Annotated in this window: 15 protein-coding genes; 9 read left to right on the top strand and 6 right to left on the bottom strand. The window is 71.0% G+C overall.

The window, feature by feature from the left end:
* From D7V88_RS26715 to D7V88_RS26700, 4 genes are all read left to right on the top strand, one after another.
* Positions 1-1233, top strand: a 1233-nt coding sequence (locus D7V88_RS26715) for a carbohydrate porin (RefSeq protein WP_147448882.1), incomplete at its 5' end; no start/stop codon positions are given.
* A 75-nt stretch (positions 1234-1308) separates the two neighbouring features.
* A complete protein-coding gene (locus D7V88_RS26710) occupies positions 1309-2298 on the top strand; it encodes a cupin-like domain-containing protein (RefSeq protein ID WP_120543451.1) in 990 nt (329 codons plus the stop codon).
* Positions 2299-2769: 471 nt separating this feature from the next.
* Positions 2770-3609 carry a cupin-like domain-containing protein gene (locus D7V88_RS26705; protein WP_244238412.1) on the top strand — a complete coding sequence of 280 codons (840 nt, stop codon included), beginning with the start codon at positions 2770-2772 and terminating at the stop codon, positions 3607-3609.
* On the top strand, positions 3606-4508 hold the full coding sequence (locus tag D7V88_RS26700; protein ID WP_147448881.1) for a cupin domain-containing protein: 903 nt from the start codon (positions 3606-3608) through the stop codon (positions 4506-4508). Before D7V88_RS26705 ends, D7V88_RS26700 begins: the two co-directional genes overlap by 4 nt.
* A 34-nt stretch (positions 4509-4542) precedes the next feature.
* On the opposite strand, the gene D7V88_RS26695 is transcribed toward D7V88_RS26700, so the two are convergent.
* A complete protein-coding gene (locus D7V88_RS26695; protein WP_147448880.1) occupies positions 4543-7323 on the bottom strand; it encodes a CHAT domain-containing protein in 2781 nt (926 codons plus the stop codon).
* A 129-nt stretch (positions 7324-7452) separates the two neighbouring features.
* Entirely contained in the window at positions 7453-9129 is a 1677-nt protein-coding gene (locus tag D7V88_RS26690; protein ID WP_244238411.1) for a M14 family metallopeptidase, read from the bottom strand.
* A 155-nt stretch (positions 9130-9284) separates the two neighbouring features.
* Between D7V88_RS26690 and D7V88_RS26685 the strand changes: the two genes are divergently transcribed.
* Positions 9285-10355: a hypothetical protein gene (locus tag D7V88_RS26685; RefSeq protein WP_120543447.1), complete on the top strand. Its 1071-nt coding sequence runs from the start codon at positions 9285-9287 to the stop codon at positions 10353-10355.
* Between the two features lie 3 nt (positions 10356-10358).
* Here the strand turns inward: D7V88_RS26685 and D7V88_RS26680 are convergent, their stop codons facing one another.
* The gene (locus D7V88_RS26680; RefSeq protein ID WP_120543453.1) at positions 10359-11174 is read right to left on the bottom strand and encodes a class I SAM-dependent methyltransferase; all 816 of its coding nucleotides are present in this window, start codon (positions 11172-11174) and stop codon (positions 10359-10361) included.
* Between the two features lie 95 nt (positions 11175-11269).
* Between D7V88_RS26680 and D7V88_RS26675 the strand changes: the two genes are divergently transcribed.
* The 3 genes from D7V88_RS26675 to D7V88_RS26665 all read left to right on the top strand — a co-directional run bounded on the left by D7V88_RS26675 (position 11270) and on the right by D7V88_RS26665 (position 13673).
* Entirely contained in the window at positions 11270-12295 is a 1026-nt protein-coding gene (locus D7V88_RS26675) for an AraC family transcriptional regulator (RefSeq protein ID WP_244238410.1), read from the top strand.
* A 126-nt stretch (positions 12296-12421) separates the two neighbouring features.
* On the top strand, positions 12422-12772 hold the full coding sequence (locus D7V88_RS26670) for a hypothetical protein (protein WP_208726473.1): 351 nt from the start codon (positions 12422-12424) through the stop codon (positions 12770-12772).
* A gap of 124 nt (positions 12773-12896) precedes the next feature.
* Positions 12897-13673 (top strand): hypothetical protein, encoded by a 777-nt coding sequence (locus tag D7V88_RS26665; protein ID WP_147448879.1) that lies wholly within the window; start codon positions 12897-12899, stop codon positions 13671-13673.
* Positions 13674-13680: 7 nt separating this feature from the next.
* On the opposite strand, the gene nth is transcribed toward D7V88_RS26665, so the two are convergent.
* The 3 genes from nth to D7V88_RS26650 are packed head-to-tail and all read right to left on the bottom strand — an operon-like array spanning position 13681 to position 15818.
* A complete protein-coding gene (gene nth / locus D7V88_RS26660) occupies positions 13681-14322 on the bottom strand; it encodes an endonuclease III (protein ID WP_120543444.1) in 642 nt (213 codons plus the stop codon).
* A 10-nt stretch (positions 14323-14332) separates the two neighbouring features.
* On the bottom strand, positions 14333-15499 hold the full coding sequence (locus D7V88_RS26655) for an iron-containing alcohol dehydrogenase (protein WP_120543443.1): 1167 nt from the start codon (positions 15497-15499) through the stop codon (positions 14333-14335).
* A 1-nt stretch (position 15500) separates the two neighbouring features.
* Positions 15501-15818, bottom strand: coding sequence for a putative quinol monooxygenase (locus D7V88_RS26650; RefSeq protein ID WP_120543442.1), 318 nt, complete (start codon positions 15816-15818; stop codon positions 15501-15503).
* 89 nt (positions 15819-15907) lie between these two features.
* Between D7V88_RS26650 and D7V88_RS26645 the strand changes: the two genes are divergently transcribed.
* The gene (locus D7V88_RS26645; protein ID WP_120543441.1) at positions 15908-16801 is read left to right on the top strand and encodes a 1,4-dihydroxy-2-naphthoyl-CoA synthase; all 894 of its coding nucleotides are present in this window, start codon (positions 15908-15910) and stop codon (positions 16799-16801) included.
* The last annotated feature ends 184 nt before the right edge of the window (positions 16802-16985 follow it).

Raw genomic sequence — 16985 nt, 5'->3', positions numbered from 1 at the left:
GGCGGGATGTTGGCGTGGGCCCTGCTGTGTTCGGGCCCCGTGCTCGCGGCCGAGACGAAGATGCCTCCGGGCCTCACCGGCGACTGGGGTGGCGCGCGCGGGCTGCTCTTCGAATTGGGCGTGGCGCTCCAGGTCCGCTACGCGACGGAGCTCGCCTACAACGCGCGCGGCGGCAAGGGGCATGCGCTCCGGCAGGCGGGCCAGTTCGACGTGGGGCTGGGCGTGGACCTGGAGAAGCTGACGGGGTTCAAGGGCGGCACCTTCCAGTTCACCTTCACGCACCGCAATGGCAACAACCTGGGTGCGGACATGGAGCTGGGCAACCTCCAGCTCGTGCAGGAGGTGTACGGCCGCGGCAACGTGGGGCGCCTCACGCAGCTCTGGTACGAGCAGCTCTTCTGGGGGGAGCGCGTGCACTGGAAGCTGGGCCGCGTCACGATGGGCGAGGACACGGCGGACTTCCCCTGCGACTTCCAGAACCTTTCATTCTGCGGCGCGCAGCCCGGCAACATCGTGGGCAACTACTGGTTCAACTGGCCGGTGAGCCAGTGGGGCACGCGGCTGCGGCTGGACGTGGCGAAGGTGGCCTACGTGCAACTGGCCGCGTACGAGGTGAACCCTCGCAACCTGGATCCGGCCTTCTACCTGGGGCGCTTCTCCGGAGCGACGGGCGTGATGCTGCCGCTGGAGCTGGCGTGGAACCCGAAGTTCCGCCAGGGAACGCTGGAGGGGCTCTACAAGCTGGGCGCCTGGTACGACACGTCCAACGCGAGCGACGTGCTGCTGGACGACGTGGAGCGCAGCGGGCGTTATGGCGCGTACTTCGTGGTGCGCCAGCAGCTCACGCACGTGCCCAACGCCGAGAACAAGGCGCAGGGGCTCAACGTCTTCGTGCGGCTGACGCACACGGACCGGGAGACCTCCACGGTGGACAGCCAGTACACCGCGGGCCTGGAGTACACGGGCGTCTTCGGCCGGGCGGATGACGACGTGGGCTTCGCGCTGGGCCGCACGCACTCCAATGGCCGGTACGTCACGTCCCAGCGGCTCAAGCAGCTTCAGGACCCCACCACGCTGGTGCCGCGCACGGAGTATCTGGGCGAGCTGTTCTACAGCCTCCGCGTGACGCCGTGGCTGGTGCTGCGGCCCAACTTCCAGTTCATCCGCCCGGGCGCCAACGAGGATGCGCGCAACGTCATCGTGCTGGGCCTCAAGGGCGCCCTGAGCCTCTGAAGGATTCCAGTGGGACGCGCGTGTGGGCGGATGCCCCCCTGCCGTGAGACTTCGCGGGTGGCCTAGAGTGGTCCCATGGCCCTGTCACCCTCGTGGCATGCATGGCTGTCGGAGAACCTGCTGCGCGGCGTGGCGGCGGAAGCGCTGTCCCGGGTGCTGGTCGCCGAAGGGGTGACCCCGGACGATGCGCGCGCGGAGGTGGAGCGCGCGGCCCGGCACCCGGTGGTGGAGGCGGGGGCCCGGCACGTGGCGCTGGGCGCGGAGGTGGCGTCGCTCCTGGACGTGCGCGCCGCGCTGCATGCGCAGGCCGGCGTGGGGGTGGAGCGGCGGCGGGGCGTGTCCGCCGACGAGTTCCGCGACCGCTACTACCGCGCGCACCGGCCCGTCATCCTGGAGGACTTCCTGGAGGGCTGGCCGCTCTTGGAGCACTGGACGCCGGAGGCGCTCGCGCGGACATACGGCCATGTGGAGGTGGAGGTCATGACGGGCCGCGAGGCCCGCGCGGACTACGACATGGCGCCGGATGCGAGCCGCACGGTGATGCGGCTGTCGGAGTTCCTCCACCGGCTGGAGCACGGCGGGCCCACCAACGACCTGTACCTCACCGCTCGCAACTTCGCGCTGGAGCGTTCGGAGCTGCGCGGGCTGTTGGACGACGTGCGGTTTCCTCCCGGCTTCCTGCACCCCCGGCCGGAGCCCGGCGGCATCAAGCTGTGGGTGGGCCCGGCGGGCACGCGCACGGCGTTGCACCACGACGTGGACTCGGTGCTGTTCGGCCAGGTCCATGGGCGCAAGCGCTTCTGGCTGATTCCCTCGTTCGAGACGGCGCGCGTGTACAACCACGCGCACGTGTGGAGTTCGGTGGACGCGTCCGCCCCGGACCTGGCGCGCTTCCCCGCCTTCGGCACGGCGCACGTGCACGAGGTGGTGGTGGGGCCCGGCGAAATGCTGTTCATCCCGGTGGGCTGGTGGCACCAGGTGCACGCGCTGGATGTGAGTGTTTCGGTGACGTTCCAGTCGCTGGACGTTCCGGGCGGCAACGCGCGGTGGCACACCTCCGGTTGAGGAGGCATGCCGCCCGCGCGTTCAAAACATCGCGTTGAGATTTCAGCCCGTCTGCGTTTCTGTTTCAGGCAGCGGCGGCGTGGACGGTGGCGGCGTGGGCGCGGGCGGCACGGGGTCCGCGCGCGGGGCCGGCTCTCCCTTCTCCAGGTCGCAGGGAGGGAGGGGCGGCGGGGGATTCGGGACGATGTTGTGAGAGAACGAAGGAGGGGTCATGGAGTCCGCTCAAGGTGGATGTGGACAACCCAACAGGTTCAGCCCGACACGGGGGGGCCGACCGTGAAATCAATTGTCCCCCCCTTGGTGAAAACGTGGCTCGCGCAGAACCTTGTGCGTGGGGTTTCTTCCGCGAGGCTCGGAGCCATGTTGGATGCGTCTGGAATGGCGCCAGAAGTTGTCTGGGAAACGATTCGCGAAGCCGAGACACATCCCGCGGTGGTCGGAGGTCGGACCCACGCGACGCGCTTGAATGCCTTGGAGTCACTGCTCGCTGCGCGGTCGGCACTGCAACGACAAGCGCGCGCGGACCTCCAGGTGGAGCGGCGCCAGCGTCTGTCTCCAGCGGAGTTCTTCACCGATTACTACCGGCGCAACCGGCCGGTCGTCATTGAAGGGTTGTTGGAGGACTGGCCCGCGATGACACGGTGGACGCCCCAGTGGATGGCGGAGCGCTTCGGGGATGAGACGGTGGAGGTGATGGCGGGACGTGAATCACAGGCAATGCCTGACTTCCATGCGGATCGCCTGCGTCGTGACGTGCCTTTGCGCGAATTGCTGGCACGCTTCGAGGGTGCGCCAACGAACGACATGTATCTGGTGGCGCGAAACAGCCTGCTCTTGCGCGAGGCCTTCCGCCCGCTGCTGGAGGACCTGCGTGCGCCGGAGGGCTACATCCAACCGGATCTGGTGGGGCCGGACCGCGTGCACCTGTGGCTGGGGCCCGCGGGGACGCTGTCCAACCTGCACCATGATCACCTCAACGTCCTCTTCTGTCAGGTGTGGGGTCGCAAGCAAGTGTGGCTGGCGCCGTCGTGGGAGACGCCGTGGATGGCGAACGAGCGCGGCTTCTACAGTGCGGTGGACGTGCTCGCGCCAGACACCTCTCGCTTCCCGGACTTCGCCCGCGTGGCCCTGCACACGGTGGAGGTGGGGCCCGGGGACACGCTCTTCATTCCCGTGGGCTGGTGGCATGCGCTGCGCGCGTTGGACGCGAGCCTGTCCGTGACGTTCGTGAGCTTCGAGCAGACCCCCGGCCTCAACACCTGCTGGCGGGAGGGCTGGCTGGGGGCCACGCCCCAGGAGGAACACCGATGAGTGCTGCGAGTCCGGCGCGCGGAGTGGATGTGGAGGGCGGCTCGCCGCTGGCGCCCGAGTGGCGGCGGTGGCTGGTGGAGAACCTGCTGCGCGGCACGTCGGCGCGCGAGTTGGTGACGGCGTTGGAGAAGGCAGGCGTGCCAGCGGAGCAGGCGCGGCGGGCGGTGGAGGCGGAGCAGCAGGAGCCCTTCGTCGCGGGGGCCCTTCGCGCGGTGGGGATGCAGCGCAAGCTGGAGGGCCTGCTGGATGTGTACGCGGACCTGTTCCAGCAGACGGGCGCGCCGCCCCGGGTGGACCGGCATGACGCGCTGACGCCCGCCGCGTTCTTCGATCGCTACTACTTCCAGAACCTGCCCGTGGTGCTGCGCGACGGCTGGGCAGCGTCGCTGTCCTCGCTCGAGTGGACTTCGGCCCACGTGGCGGAGCGGTTGGGCGAGCGGGAGGCCCGACACGCGTGCTGCGTGCCGCTGTTCGAGGATGCACGGCTGGCGTCGCTGGCGCGGGGGCTGTCCACGCCCCGGGGAATCGCGGCGGAGGCCGTGCGCGCGTGCGAGCCCCGCCTCTGGTGGGAGCCCGTGGGGACGGAGGTTCCGCTGCGGGCGTCGCGGCGCAATGTGCTGCTGGCCCAGGTGCGGGGGGTGCGCCAGCTCCAGCTCATCCCGGCCTTCGAGTTGCGGCGCGTGGCGTCGTCATCGGAAGGCGCGGACACGCCGCTGCGCCTGGACGTAGAGCTGTCGCCCGGGGAGCTGCTGCTGCTGCCGGTGGGGTGGTGGTACGGCTTCAAGGCCGCGGACGGCGGGGTCGCCGTCTCGTTCGAGGCGTTCGCGCTGCCGGAGCCGAACGTGACGTGGGACTCCGACGCGGAGCCGCTGCCGTCGCCGCTGCCGCCCCGGGACTGACCGGACGGCTCGCGGGGGCTCGTGCGCCGTGGCGCTACTGGTACAGCAGCACCTTGTCCACCCAGCGCATGCCGGGGTGCTGCTGATGCCAGTCGAGCCGTTCGGCGCGCAGGGCCTGTGAGGGCTCCGTGCCCGCCTGGATGCGCTCGCGCACCGCGCGGAAGAACGCGCCCGCGTCGTTGGGGATGTCCGCCGTGGCCGCGAAGACGGCCCTCGCGCCCGAGGCGACGAAGGCCTGCGGCAGCGAGGATGTCTGGTGCAGGAGCGGCGAGAGGCGGGCCGCGCTGCACGCTCCCAGCACCACCAGCGGCGCGCCGTGGAAGTGCCGGCGGCGCAGCTCCTCCGCGGTGAGCGCATAGTGGCCGTCCTGCTGCGGCGACAGCGCGATGACCGTGGCGTCCGACAGCGCGCGGTCCACCACGCCGTGCGCGTGGATGTCGATGTCGGTGGCCTGCTCCATCGCTTCCAGCACGCGCTCGGGGGTGGCCTGCGTGCCCTTGAGGCGCAGCAGGCGCTGTGCTCCCTCCAGGTCCACCTCCGCCGCGGACGGCAGGCGCGCCAGCCGCAGCGAGGCCGGCGGCTCCACGTCCGACACCACGACATGCATCGGGGGCTTCGCCGGGGGCGGTCCATGGGCGCCCGTGCCCACGCGGTAGCTCCAGGCGAGGTCCGGCGGGAGGATGCCGGAGCGGCTGTCCAGCGGCGGCGCGGCCAGCACCGACACGCGGGGACAGTCGCGCAGCAGGTCCACCAGCTCCCCGGGCACCAGCCCCGTCAGGTCGTCGCGCAGGGGCTGCGTGCGCGTGGCGTCGTAGTGGCCCCGAATCTGGCCCTCGCGCCCCCGCACCACCGTCACCGTGCGCTCGTCCTCCACCGCGGCGGCCAGCACGCAGCCCTCCGGCACGGGCACCTGGAGGCTTTCGGCCACCACGTCCAGGGCCTCTCGGAAGGCGCCCGCGTGGCCCGCGCTCACCGCCAGCGTCCGGTAGGCCACCACCCGGGCGTCCTTCGCGTCCGCGTTGATGCGCAGCAGCGGCTCCGCTTCCGTGATGGCGCGGCGCAGCTCCTTCTGTCCGGCGCGCCAGTCGCGGTCCACGGCGAAGCGTCCCGCGATGAGCGTGGCCAGCACGCGCCGGCCCGCGTTCTCCTGCAGCGGCGTCACCCGCGCCAGCTCCGCCCGGAGGCGCGCTTCGTCGGACGGCCGGGGATCCAACCGCGCGAGGTCCGCGAGGATCCACGCCCCCTGCAACCCGGGCGTCTGTCCGCACTCCAGGGATTCCTCCAGCTCCTGCCGGGCCTCCCGCGGGCGGAAGCGCATCAGCGCCAGCGAGGCCAGGTTGCGGTGCGTCTGCGTGCGCACCCCGCAGTCCTCCGGCTGGCGGGCCAGGGATTCGAACAGGTAGGCGCGCGACAGCGCGATGCGCACCTGGAAGCGCGTCGCGTTGGCCAGCATCACCAGCGCCGCGCCCTCGCGCTCCCATTCGCCCAGCGCGGCGGCTTCCTGCCATGCGGTGCGCGCGGCCTCCTCCCCCTCCACCAGCCGGTTGGACGCGGTCGCGCGCTGGCTCAGGCGCGTGAGCAGGTCCACGCAGCGCAGGGGCAGCTTGCGCGCGCGGCACTCGGCCAGCGCCGCGCGCAGCCGGTCTCCGGCCTGGGCCCCCTGTCCCGCGAGGTCATCCAGCCGCGCCCCCTCCTGCGCCACGCGCGAGAGGATCCACGGGTCGCTCACGTCGCGCGTCAGGGCCTGCAACTCCTCCTGCGTGCGCGCCACGGCCGGCGTGCGCAGCAGCGCGCCCAGGAGCAGGTCGCGGGCGGTGTCCTCCTGACGCAGGCGCGCGATGAGGTCCGCGGGGGCGGGGTGTTTTTCCTGCACCAACCGCGCGTACTCGCGCGCGAAGGGCGCCCGGCGCGTGAAGTCCAGCGCGGACACCCGCTGCACGGTCGCCTCCAGCGAGGTGTCTCCGGACGCATGGTCCAACACCTTCGCGAGCGGCAGCAGCGCCATCACGTGCGCTGTGTCCTCCGCGGACATCAGCAGGTCGTAGAACTGCTCGCGCGCGAGGCCCGGGAAGCGGCCCGCGGCCTCCACCGGCAGGGGCGCGTCGGGCGTGCGCAGCCGGGTGAGGAAGGCCTCGCGGGTGGCCCGCCAGGCGTCGGCCCGCGCCTGGAGCCGGGCGCGCAGGCTCCGGGCCTGTTCTCGCGCCTCGTCGCTCCAGCCGGCCTCCTGCTTCGCGGCCACCTGTTCGAAGGCGGCGGCGGCGACGAGCGGCAGGCCCAGATCGCGCGTCAGCACCGCGCGGTTCCATCTCGCCTGCGGGTGGTCGGGCACCGCTTCGAGCGTGGCATCCAGCAGCGTCAGGGCTTCGTCGTGCCGGCCGCGCAGGAAGAGGGCGGCGGCCTGATCACTGTCCCGGTCCTGCGAGGGCAGGGTGCGTGAGAGGTGCGCGAGCGCCTGCTCCGTGTCGCCATGCAGCAGGTAGCTGACCGCGACCCCGTGCGCGTCGCCACGCTCCTCCAGCTCGGACAGCGGCCCCAGCGGCACCGGACGGGCCAGGGTGTCCGGCGTGCGCGGTGGCGCATAGGGGCGGTGCCGGTCCGCGGCGGGCCGGCTCAGCCGTACTTCCAGGGGACGGGTGGGCAGCGTCGACAGCCACGGGGCCTGGGTGTCCGGCGCCGGTGCGTGCTGCTTCCAGGCGCGCACGCCCGCGAACCCCAGGCCACCACAGAGCACAAGGCCCACCGCGAAGGCCGCGCGCTTCACGCCTGTGCTTCCCGAACGGCGCGTGCCTCGGGGCGTCTGCTGCATGCCAGTCATCCGGGGCCTCCCGCGTGCCCCCGCCTGTCTCCGCGGGTCCAAACGACAGACAGTCTACGGCCAATGCCCCCGGGCCCGACAGACCCGGGGGATAAAGGACAGAACGGCCGTTCGTTTGTGCCCGGACGGTTACTCCACCTTCAGGGGTGCGCGCGTGGCCTCCACGACCCGGTGGATGGGGTACAGCTCGCCCACGGTGAGGCTGTCGTCGAGGAACTGCCAGCGGCAGAAACCGTCGTCCGAGTGGGGCTCCAGCAGGTAGGTGACGAGCGTTCCGGTGCGCTGGTCGGTGGGGACCTTGAGGGTGCCGGCGGGGAACTCGCGCTCGGAGCGTTCGGCGGCCACGGTGAGGATGGTCTCGAAGCGCACGGGCTTGGGCTTCTGGCTGAGCGGGACCTCGTTCTCTCCCGGCGCGGGCACGTTGGCGGCCACGTCCGGGCTGAAGGTCTGCTCGCGGCGGGCGATGCGGTAGCTGTCCACCTGGAAGCGCTCGGCGGTGGCGAGCTTCTCGAAGTGGATGCCGTGGCCTTCCAGCCGGGCCGCGAGCGACGCGGGCACCAGGTACGCGGACGGGGTGCTCACCGCGTGGGTGGGCACGAAGGTGCGGTAGTGCGGCGACTTGTAGGCCTTGCGGCGCTTGCCCGGGTAGCGGCGGCCTTCGATGCTGGCCTCGTCGAAGGAGTTGATGGTGGCGATGTCCTTGCCCAGCACGTAGGCGGGGTAGTCGAACACCAGCGCGCCTTCCGCGTTGCGGTGCGGGACGCCGTAGTTGATGCCGACCAGGTCCTTCACGTCGGGCGACTTGCCGCGCGCGATGATGGCCGACTCCTCGAAGGAGGTGGCGGTGCGGTAGTCCTTCGCGTAGCGGGCGGCGTCGCGGATGAGCTCCAGCACCCACGCGCGGATGACGGCGCAGCGGCGCGGGAAGTCGATGTAGCTGTACGTCTCCAGCAGCACGTCCAGCCGGCCCAGCAGGCCCCGGTAGTGGCTGCCGAAGCGGGGCAACGCGGGGTAGGTGTGCCAGCCGGAGCGCGGGTCGCCTTCCTTGAGGAAGTTGCCGTACCAGAAGCTGTCGAAGCCGTGCTTCTTCTTCACCGCGGCGGACACGCGCTCGGCCAGCTCGCGGTTGTAATCGCGCGACAGGTGGAAGAGCTCCGCGTTGCCGTGCGGGATGTCGAACGTCAGGTCGAAGGCGTGGATGCTGCCGTCGGTGGTGTGGCAGTCCACGAAGAGGTGCGGCCACCACGCCTGGTACAGCTTCGCGAGCGAGCGCGTCTCCGGGGCCTCCTGCTTCATGTTGTCGCGGTTGAGGTTCCAGCCCTCGCCCGTGTAGCGGGTGCCCACGCCGCCCGGCGGGTTCACCTGGCCCTCCAGGTTCTTCAAATCCAGCGCGCGGTTTCCCGGGCTGATGCGGTCATTGCCGTCCGGGTTGAAGTTGGGGACGAAGACGAGGCAGAGCTTGTCCAGCAGCTTCTTGCCCAGCGGCGTGAGGGTGAGGTCGCGCGCGAGCCCCAGCAGCGTCTCCTTGCCCTCCACCTCGCCGGCGTGGATGTTGGCCTCCACCATCACGATGATCTTCTTCTGCTTCTGCGCCAGCTCCGGCGTGAAGCAGTTGCGGTCGCTGATGACCAGGGAGATGAGCGGCTGGCCCTCGCCGCTCTGGCCGAAGTCCACGCGCTTCGCGAGCTTCGTCTGGCCGACGAGCGTGTCGATGAAGGCGACCACGTCGGCGCTGCGGGAGGTTTCCTGGTAGTCGGTGGCTTCCGCGCGGGTGCGCAACTGGGGGATGGGCATAGGTGTGCGCATCCGAGCGCCCCCCGCATGCGGCGTCAAGCACGCGCGTGCGCGGGTGCGGAGGACCCGGCATTCACGCCCGGCGCCCGCGGCCGGGGGGGCCGGCTTGCCGCGTCGTGGCGGTGTCCCATATGAGACCGGCCGGACGGCTTTGCGAGGGGGTCTTCATGATTCGGAGTGACAAGCGGCGCGGACGCGTCATCGGCGTGCTGATGCTGGGATGCACGATGGTGTGGGGAACGGGCTGCAAGAAGGAGCAGGCCGTGGCCCCCGTGGCCATTGACGCGGGCATGGCGGCGGTGGCCGTGCGCGACGCGGGAAGCCAGGACGTGGGGATGGTCGCGCGGGTGAAGAAGCCGCTGCGCTTCTCGGACGTGAAGCTCGCGACGAACCGCTACCGGGTGGACGTGACGTACACGCTCACCAATCCGGGGACGGCGCAGGGGCGCGGGGACGCGTGCCTGTCGCTGCACGACGACCAGGGCCTGGTCATCCATCAGGCGAAGCTGGGCGGCATCACCGTGAAGGGCGGCACGAGCGACACGTTCGAGGACCGGGTGGACGTGAACGAGGCATTCTGGAAACAGACCCGGACGGTGCTGCTGTACACGGCGGAGGCGTATGACTGTTCGTCCGGGGTCTCCAAGATGACCAGTGAGCGGTTCCAGTTGCTGCCCACGGGACAGCCAGCCCCCGCCGGCACGCCGGCACCCCAGGCCCCGGGGTCGTCGACAGCGGCGGACTTCGCGGTGTCCAACATCCAGGTGAGCCAGGAGGGCAGCTCGGACAACTACTCCGCCACCTACGTCGTGAAGAACCTGTCCACCCGCCGCGTGTCGGGACGGGGCTGCCTGCGGGCGTATGTCGCCGCGGGAGACCGCTTCCTGGAAGAGGTCAGGGTGGGGGACTTCAGCCTGCGTCCCAGCGGTTCGGAGACCATCACCGACACCATCATCTTCGAGGACGACAAGCACTGGGACGAGGTGAAGGTGCTGCGCCTCTTCATCAGCCCCTATGGCTGCGCGGATGAGGTGGACGCGGAGAACGCCGGCATCACCTTCGACAAGCCCGCGGGCATCCATGCACCCGTGGAAGGGGTGGATGCGGACGGGGAGGTGGAACTGGATCCGGACAACAACGACGCGGTGGTCGACGTGCCGGATGAGGCCCAGGACCCCGTGGACGACCACGGCGGGGATGAGCCCTACTCGGACGCGCCGGAAGACACCGGCCACTGACCTTCACGCCGTCGCGTGTCGCACGGGCGTCCCGAGCACGTAGGTGACCGCGCCCTTGCCCTTCTCGCGCACCTCGCCCACCTCCCACGCGTAGTCGGGGCGCTGGAGGGTCCGGGTGATGGCCTTCAGCTCCTCCGGGCGGTGTGCACGCAGCGTGGACACCAGGCCGTCCCACGCGAGCGCCAGCGGCGCCACCGGCACCGCGTAGGTGAGCAGCAGGCGCAGGGGCGTCAGCGGCCGGATGAGCGGCGTGAAGGCCAGCACCAGCAGGGGCACCAGCAACGTGCCCAGCACCGCGCCCGGTGTGCGGTGCACCACCTCGAAGGCCGCGATGGCTTCGCCCCGTCGCTGCGCGTCCTCCAGCACCTCGCGCACCTCCTCCGGGCGGAAGTGGTGCAGCGCGTTGAAGAGCGTGCGCATGCCGCGCAGCTCCGGGGGCACCCGCCGCGCGTCGACGGGTTGGGACAGGTAGTCGGTGCCGGCCTCCCGTGCGCGCCCGGCGGCCTCCGCGTTGGGATACAGGTCGGTGAGCACCGCGCGCGTCTCCAGCCCATGGCGCGCCTCCAGCAGCCGGCGCAGGCGGGGCACGGGCCCCTGTCCTCCGGAGCCCAGGTCCACCAGCGTGTCGCCGCCTGAGGCCCTGAGGCCCCGGGCCAGCACGTCCACCGCCGCGTCGAACACGCCCAGGCGCGTGGACACCGTGTGCAGGTAGTCGGTGGACAGGTTGCGCACCGCGCGCGGGTACCAAGGTTGATCCATCAGCTCGAAGAGGTGCAGGCGGGGGAGCAGGGCGGTGCGCTCGGCGAGAGGTGAGTCCATGCGAGGCAAGGTGCCGCCCGAACGTGTTCGGTGCACTGTCCGTGCGCGACAGAACGGCTTGCCGCCCGCGCCACCGCGTCGCTAGCGTCCCGGCCGTGGCGCCCTCCGCTCCCCCTTCGCTCTCCGCCCGCCTGGCCCGGCAGGGACTGCTCGCGGCGGTGAAGCGGGGCGTGCCCGCCGAACGGCTCTGCCTGGACGTGGGGCTGCGGTGGGAGGACCTGGACGACCCCGAATCCCGCATCCCCTACGCCCTCCTGGACGACCTCCTGGAGCGCGCGGTGGCCCTCACCGGGGATGACAACCTGGGGCTGCACATGGCGGGCATGGACGTGATGGACGCGGATGATCCCGCGTCGCTCGTCATCCTCACCAGCGCCCACCTGCGCGAAGCCATGGAGCGCGGCTGCCGCTACCAGCGCGTGTGGGGCGACGGCGAGCGCTTCCTCGTGGAGGACACCCCCCGGGGCGTGCGCATGCGCTTCACCCCCGTGGGCCCGTCCTGGCGTCCCGCGCACCGGCACCTCACGGAGGTGGCGCTGGCGCAGTTGGCCCAGGGCGTGCGCATCTTCACTGGCGCGGATGTCCGCCCGCTGCGAGCGCGCTTCTCCCACGCGCCCCCCGGGAACGTGGGCGAACACGAAACCCTCTTCGGCTGTGCGCTGGAGTTCAACGCGCCGGCCAGCGACCTGGAGTTCTCCCACGAGGACGCGGACCGACCCTTCGTCCACGCGGACGCGCTGCTCCACGCCGTCTTCGAGCACCAGGCCCGCCGCGTCCTGGAGCGGTTGCCCGGGGTGGACACCCTCGTCGGCCGTGTGCGTGAGCAGGTGCGCCGGACGCTGGCGGGAGGCGACTTCTCCTTCGTCGCCGTGGCCCGGGCCCTGCGCATGCCGCCCCGGACGTTGCAGCGCCAGTTGGCGACGGAGGGCTACACGTACGCGGGCATCGTGGAGTCGCTGCGCCGCGAGCTGTCCCAGGGCTACCTCCAGCGGCGCATGTCCATCGCGGAGGTGTCCTTCCTCCTGGGGTACGCGGATCCGGCGGCCTTCCACCGCGCCTTCAAGCGCTGGTGGCGCACGTCCCCGGAGGCCTTCCGCAGGGCCAGGACCTCAGGGGGCTGACAGGCAGGCGTCGGCCCGGGGCCCCGAGGGGCGGGAATCGGGACTCCGCCTGGAAGCGGCCGTGCCTACGTTTGCGCCTGAGGGCAGGGCTCGACATGGACCCGGGCCCCTTCCAAGGAGACCACCATGTGGACACGCCGGTTCAATGGGCTCGTCGTGCTGGGAGTAATCGGAACGGTGGGGTTCGCGGCGGGCTGCAATGAGCGCCAGCAGCAATCCGTCAACGAGAACGCCCGTCAGGTGGGACAGGAGGTGGGCGAGGCCGCGAAGGACGTCAAGCACGGCGCGGGCAAGGCCGCGGAGAGCCTCCGCGAATCCAGCCGCGAGGCCGCCGAAGGCTTCCGCGAGGGCGTGGGCGGTTCGGGGGACACGGCCTCCGAGGAGCAGAAGGCCGACGAGCGCAGCGGGGATGGACCGGACATCGGTCGCCACCCGGGCGTCATCAACGACGGGGAGGGCCCGCTCGAAGAGCGCTGAAACACGCGCGAGACGCGCTGTGTCGACACCCACGGTGTCTCCGCGTTGTGTTTGAATGTCGACCATGGACGTGGCTTCAGCCCTCCGTGGTCCCCTTGCGCTCCCTGGTCGCTGGCTGTGCCTGTTGCCGTGCCTGCTGATGGTGGCGTGCGTGACGACGGGGGGGATGGAGGCGCGGGTCCCCACGCTGGAAGAGCAGTGCAACGGCGGGCGCGTGTCGGCGTGCGAGGCCTGGGGACAGCAGCTCACGGTGGACCACCGGCTGGAGGAGGCGGACCGGGCCTTCGGGCTGGCGTGCGCGATGGGGTCGACGTCCGCGTGCATGACCCAGGGCAAGTCCCGGATGGCTCAAGGCGACCTGGAAGGCGCGGAGCCGCCGCTGCGCAAGGTCTACGAGGAGAACTCGGAGGAGGGCGCGCTGGCGCTAGCGGATCTCCGGGAAGCGCGCGGCGATGTCGCCGGGGCGTCGCGGCTGCGCTGGGAGGCGCTCGGGCTCGACAAGTCGACGGTGGAGTTCGCGCTTGGCTGGCGCATCCCGTGGCAGGGAGGCCTGGGCGGCTCGCTGGATGTGAACGTGCAGCCCATGGGGCTGGGCGCGCGACGGTTGACCCTGGGGGCCAACATCTCCTTCGGTTCGGAGTCGTCGCTGAACGCCACCGTGGGCTACCAGCACTTCCTGACGAACTGGGCAGCGCCCTACGCCCGCGTGCTGGTGGGCCCCAACCTCGAACGCCATGGCGACCCCCTCAACCTGGGCGCGGAGGTGGGTTTCAAGGTCTTCGCGGGGTCCATCGGTCACTTCGCCGCGGGGCTGGGCACGTCGTTCGACGGCTCCACGTACACGGTCCTCCAGGTCGGGATGGACTGGATCGTGGCGCTGATGGTGCTCGCGCACATGTGACGCGGTCTCAAGCGGTCACGCCCAGCTTCGGGCACACATCGTTGAGCAGGCACTCGTCGCACTTCGGCTTTCGGGCGATGCACGTGTAGCGGCCGTGCAGCACCACGGCGGGGCCGAAGAAGGTCCAGTCCTCCTTGGGCACGAGCTTCATGAGGTCGGTCTCGATGGCCTCCGGCTTCTCCTGCTTCGTCAGGCCCAGCCGTTGGCTGACGCGGGCCACGTGGGTGTCCACGATGATGCCGGAGGCCTGCTGGAACGCGGTGTTGAGCACCACGTTGGCCGTCTTGCGCGCGACGCCGGGCAGCTTCACCAGGTCCTCCATGCGCGAAGGCACCTTGCCCTTGAAGTCGTCGAGCAGCGCGCGGCTCATGGCCTGCACCGTCTTGGTCTTCTGCTTGTAGAAGCCGGTGGGCTTGAGGTCCTCCTCCAGCTCCGCGGTGTCGGCGTCCGCGAGGTCCTGGGGGCCGCCGGGATACTTCTGGAACAGCGTGGCGGTGACGCGGTTGACGCGCTCGTCGGTGCACTGCGCGGCCAGGATGGTGGCCACGAGCAGCTCGTAGGGCGTGTTCCAGTTCAGCTCGTACTTCGCGTCGGGATACTTCTCGCGAAGGCGTTCGAGCACCACGGGGATCATCGAAGCGGCTTTCATGGGAGGTCCCTCACATCGACCGTTCAACGAGCGTCGTCAACTCCGCATCGGTGAGGGGCAGCGGATTGCCCTTCATGCTGCTGGCGGCGCGGGCCTTGGATACGAGTCCGGCCACGTCCGCATCGCCAAGGCCCATGGAGCGCAGGCCCCGGATGCGCAGGGCCTGGACCAGGTCCTTCACCCAGGCGATGCCGTCCTCGGCGCGTGCTTCCGGCTGGCCGGTGAGCAGCACGGCCAGCTCGCGGAAGCGGGGCAGGGCGGGGTGCTCCGGAGCCCGTGCGCGCAGGGCGTCCAGGTTCACCTCCAGCGTGGCCCCGAGCAGCGCGGCGCACAGCGCCCCGTGGGCCGCGCCGAGCATCCCGCCCAGCGGCGCCGCGAAGCCATGCACCGCGCCCAGGCCTGAGTTGGCGAGGCACAGGCCGCCGAAGAGGCTGGCGATGGCCAGGTCCTCGCGCTCCGTGGGGCCGGGGCCGTGGAGCACCGCCCTGCGCAGCGAGCGCGCCGAGCGCTGCATCCCTTCCCGCGCGAGCGCATCCGTGAGCGGCTGCGCGCGGATGGACACGAAGGGTTCGATGAGCTGGGACAGCGCGTCCAGGCCGCCCGCGGCGAGCACGTCCGCGGGGGCATGCTCCAGCAGGTCGGGGTCCACCAGGGCCACGCGGGGCAGCATCAGCGGGCTGCGGAGGCTGGCCTTCACGCCGGCCTCCTTGGAGCCCAGCACCGCGTTGCGCGTCACCTCCGAACCGGTGCCCGCGGTGGTGGGAATGGCCACGAACGGAAGCGGCGGCTTCGTCAGGGCCTGTCCGCGTCCGATGACCTCCAGGTAGTCGAGCGGGTCTCCCCCGTTGGCGGCGAGCGCGGCGATGGCCTTGCCCGCGTCGAGCGCGCTGCCACCGCCGAGGGCGACGACGGCGTCACAGCGGGCCTCCACGGCGACGGCGGTGCCTTCGCGCGCGGTGTCGACGGTGGGCTCGCCCGCGACTCGGAAGGAGGTGGAGGTGATGCCCAGGCGTTCGAGCGCGGCGCGGACGGGTTCGGCACGGGCGGGGTGGGTGCCGGTGACGAGCAGGACCTTCTGTCCGCCCAGGGCGCGCACCAGGTCGGGGACCTCGGCGAGGCGGCCGGGGCCGAAGAGGACGCGGGTGGCGGTGGCGAACTCGAAGCTTGCGGGGGGCATGTCACCAGCCCGCGTCGTCGGGGAAGCGGTTGGCGTAGCGGCGGGCGGTGCGGGGCTCGGCCATCATGGGGGCGACGGTGTCGCGCCACGTGAGGTAGTGGGCGGTCTCCTTGTGGGCGGCGGGCGCGTCGGGGGAGCGGTAGGCCTCGACGAGGACGAAGCGGGTGGGGTCCTCGGTGTCCTGGCACACGTCGAAGCGGGCGATGCCGGGCTCCTTCACGCTGGCGCTGGCGTTGGCGAGGGTGGCCTGGAGGAAGGCGTCGACGTGCTGGGGGAGCACGTGGATGTGGACGTGGACGACGAGCAGGCTCGTGGGCATGGCGCGCACGGTAGCGCGGGCGTCTTCGAGCGGGAAACTGGTAGGGTGCCGCCCCGTTCACTCCCCCCATTTTCGGAGCAAGACTGCGCATGGTCTCGGACCTCTTCGACGCGTCCCGCTGGCAGCCGGTGGAAGGCTTCAAGTTCAAGGACATCACGTTCCACCGCGCGGTGGATCAGGGCACGGTGCGCATCGCTTTCAATCGGCCGGAGGTGCGCAACGCGTTCCGTCCGAAGACGGTGGACGAGTTGGCCCGGGCGCTGGAGGCCACGCGGTTCATGACGGACGTGGGCGTGGTGCTGCTCACGGGCAACGGGCCCTCGCCGAAGGACGGCGGGTGGGCGTTCTGCTCGGGAGGGGACCAGCGCATCCGGGGCAAGGATGGCTACAAGTACGAGCCAGGTGAGGAGGCGGGGGATCCGGCGCGGCTGGGGCGGTTGCACATCCTGGAGGTGCAGCGGCAGATCCGCTTCCTGCCCAAGGTGGTCATTGCGGTGGTGCCCGGCTGGACGGCGGGCGGCGGGCACAGCTTGCATGTCGTGTGTGACATGACCATCGCGAGCAAGGAGCACGGGATGTTCAAGCAGACGGACGCGGACGTGGCGAGCTTCGACGCCGGTTACGGGTCCGCGCTGCTGGCGCGGCAGGTGGGGCAGAAGCGGGCGCGGGAGATCTTCTTCCTGGGACAGTCCTACACGGCGGACGAGGCGTTCCAGATGAATGCCATCAACGCGTCAGTGCCGCACGCGAACCTGGAGAAGGTCGCGCTGGAGTGGGCGGCGGAAATCAATACCAAGAGCCCCACGGCCATCAAGATGCTGAAGTATGCCTTCAACCTCCCGGACGACGGGCTCGTGGGCCAGCAGCTCTTCGCGGGAGAGGCCACGCGTCTGGGTTACGGCACGGAGGAAGCGCAGGAGGGGCGCGATGCGTTCGTCCAGAAGCGGAAACGTGACTTCAAGCGCTTCCCCTGGACGTACTGATCGCGGCTATTCTGGGCCTCGTGGGGGGCCTGATGCGCCTGTCGAATCGGATGAGGGTGTTGCTGCTCCTGCCACTGTGGGTGGGTTTGGGCTGCGCACACGCTCCGGCATCGGCGCCGCGCTCCTATGTCATCGCGGACTCTGCGGAGGGCGTAGGAGCGGCGCTGGCGACGGGGGGCGCGGG

Source organism: Corallococcus terminator (genome assembly GCF_003611635.1).
GTDB lineage: Bacteria > Myxococcota > Myxococcia > Myxococcales > Myxococcaceae > Corallococcus > Corallococcus terminator.
The sequence above is the reverse complement of the archived record's forward strand: the minus strand, read 5'-3'. Positions and strand labels throughout refer to the sequence as shown.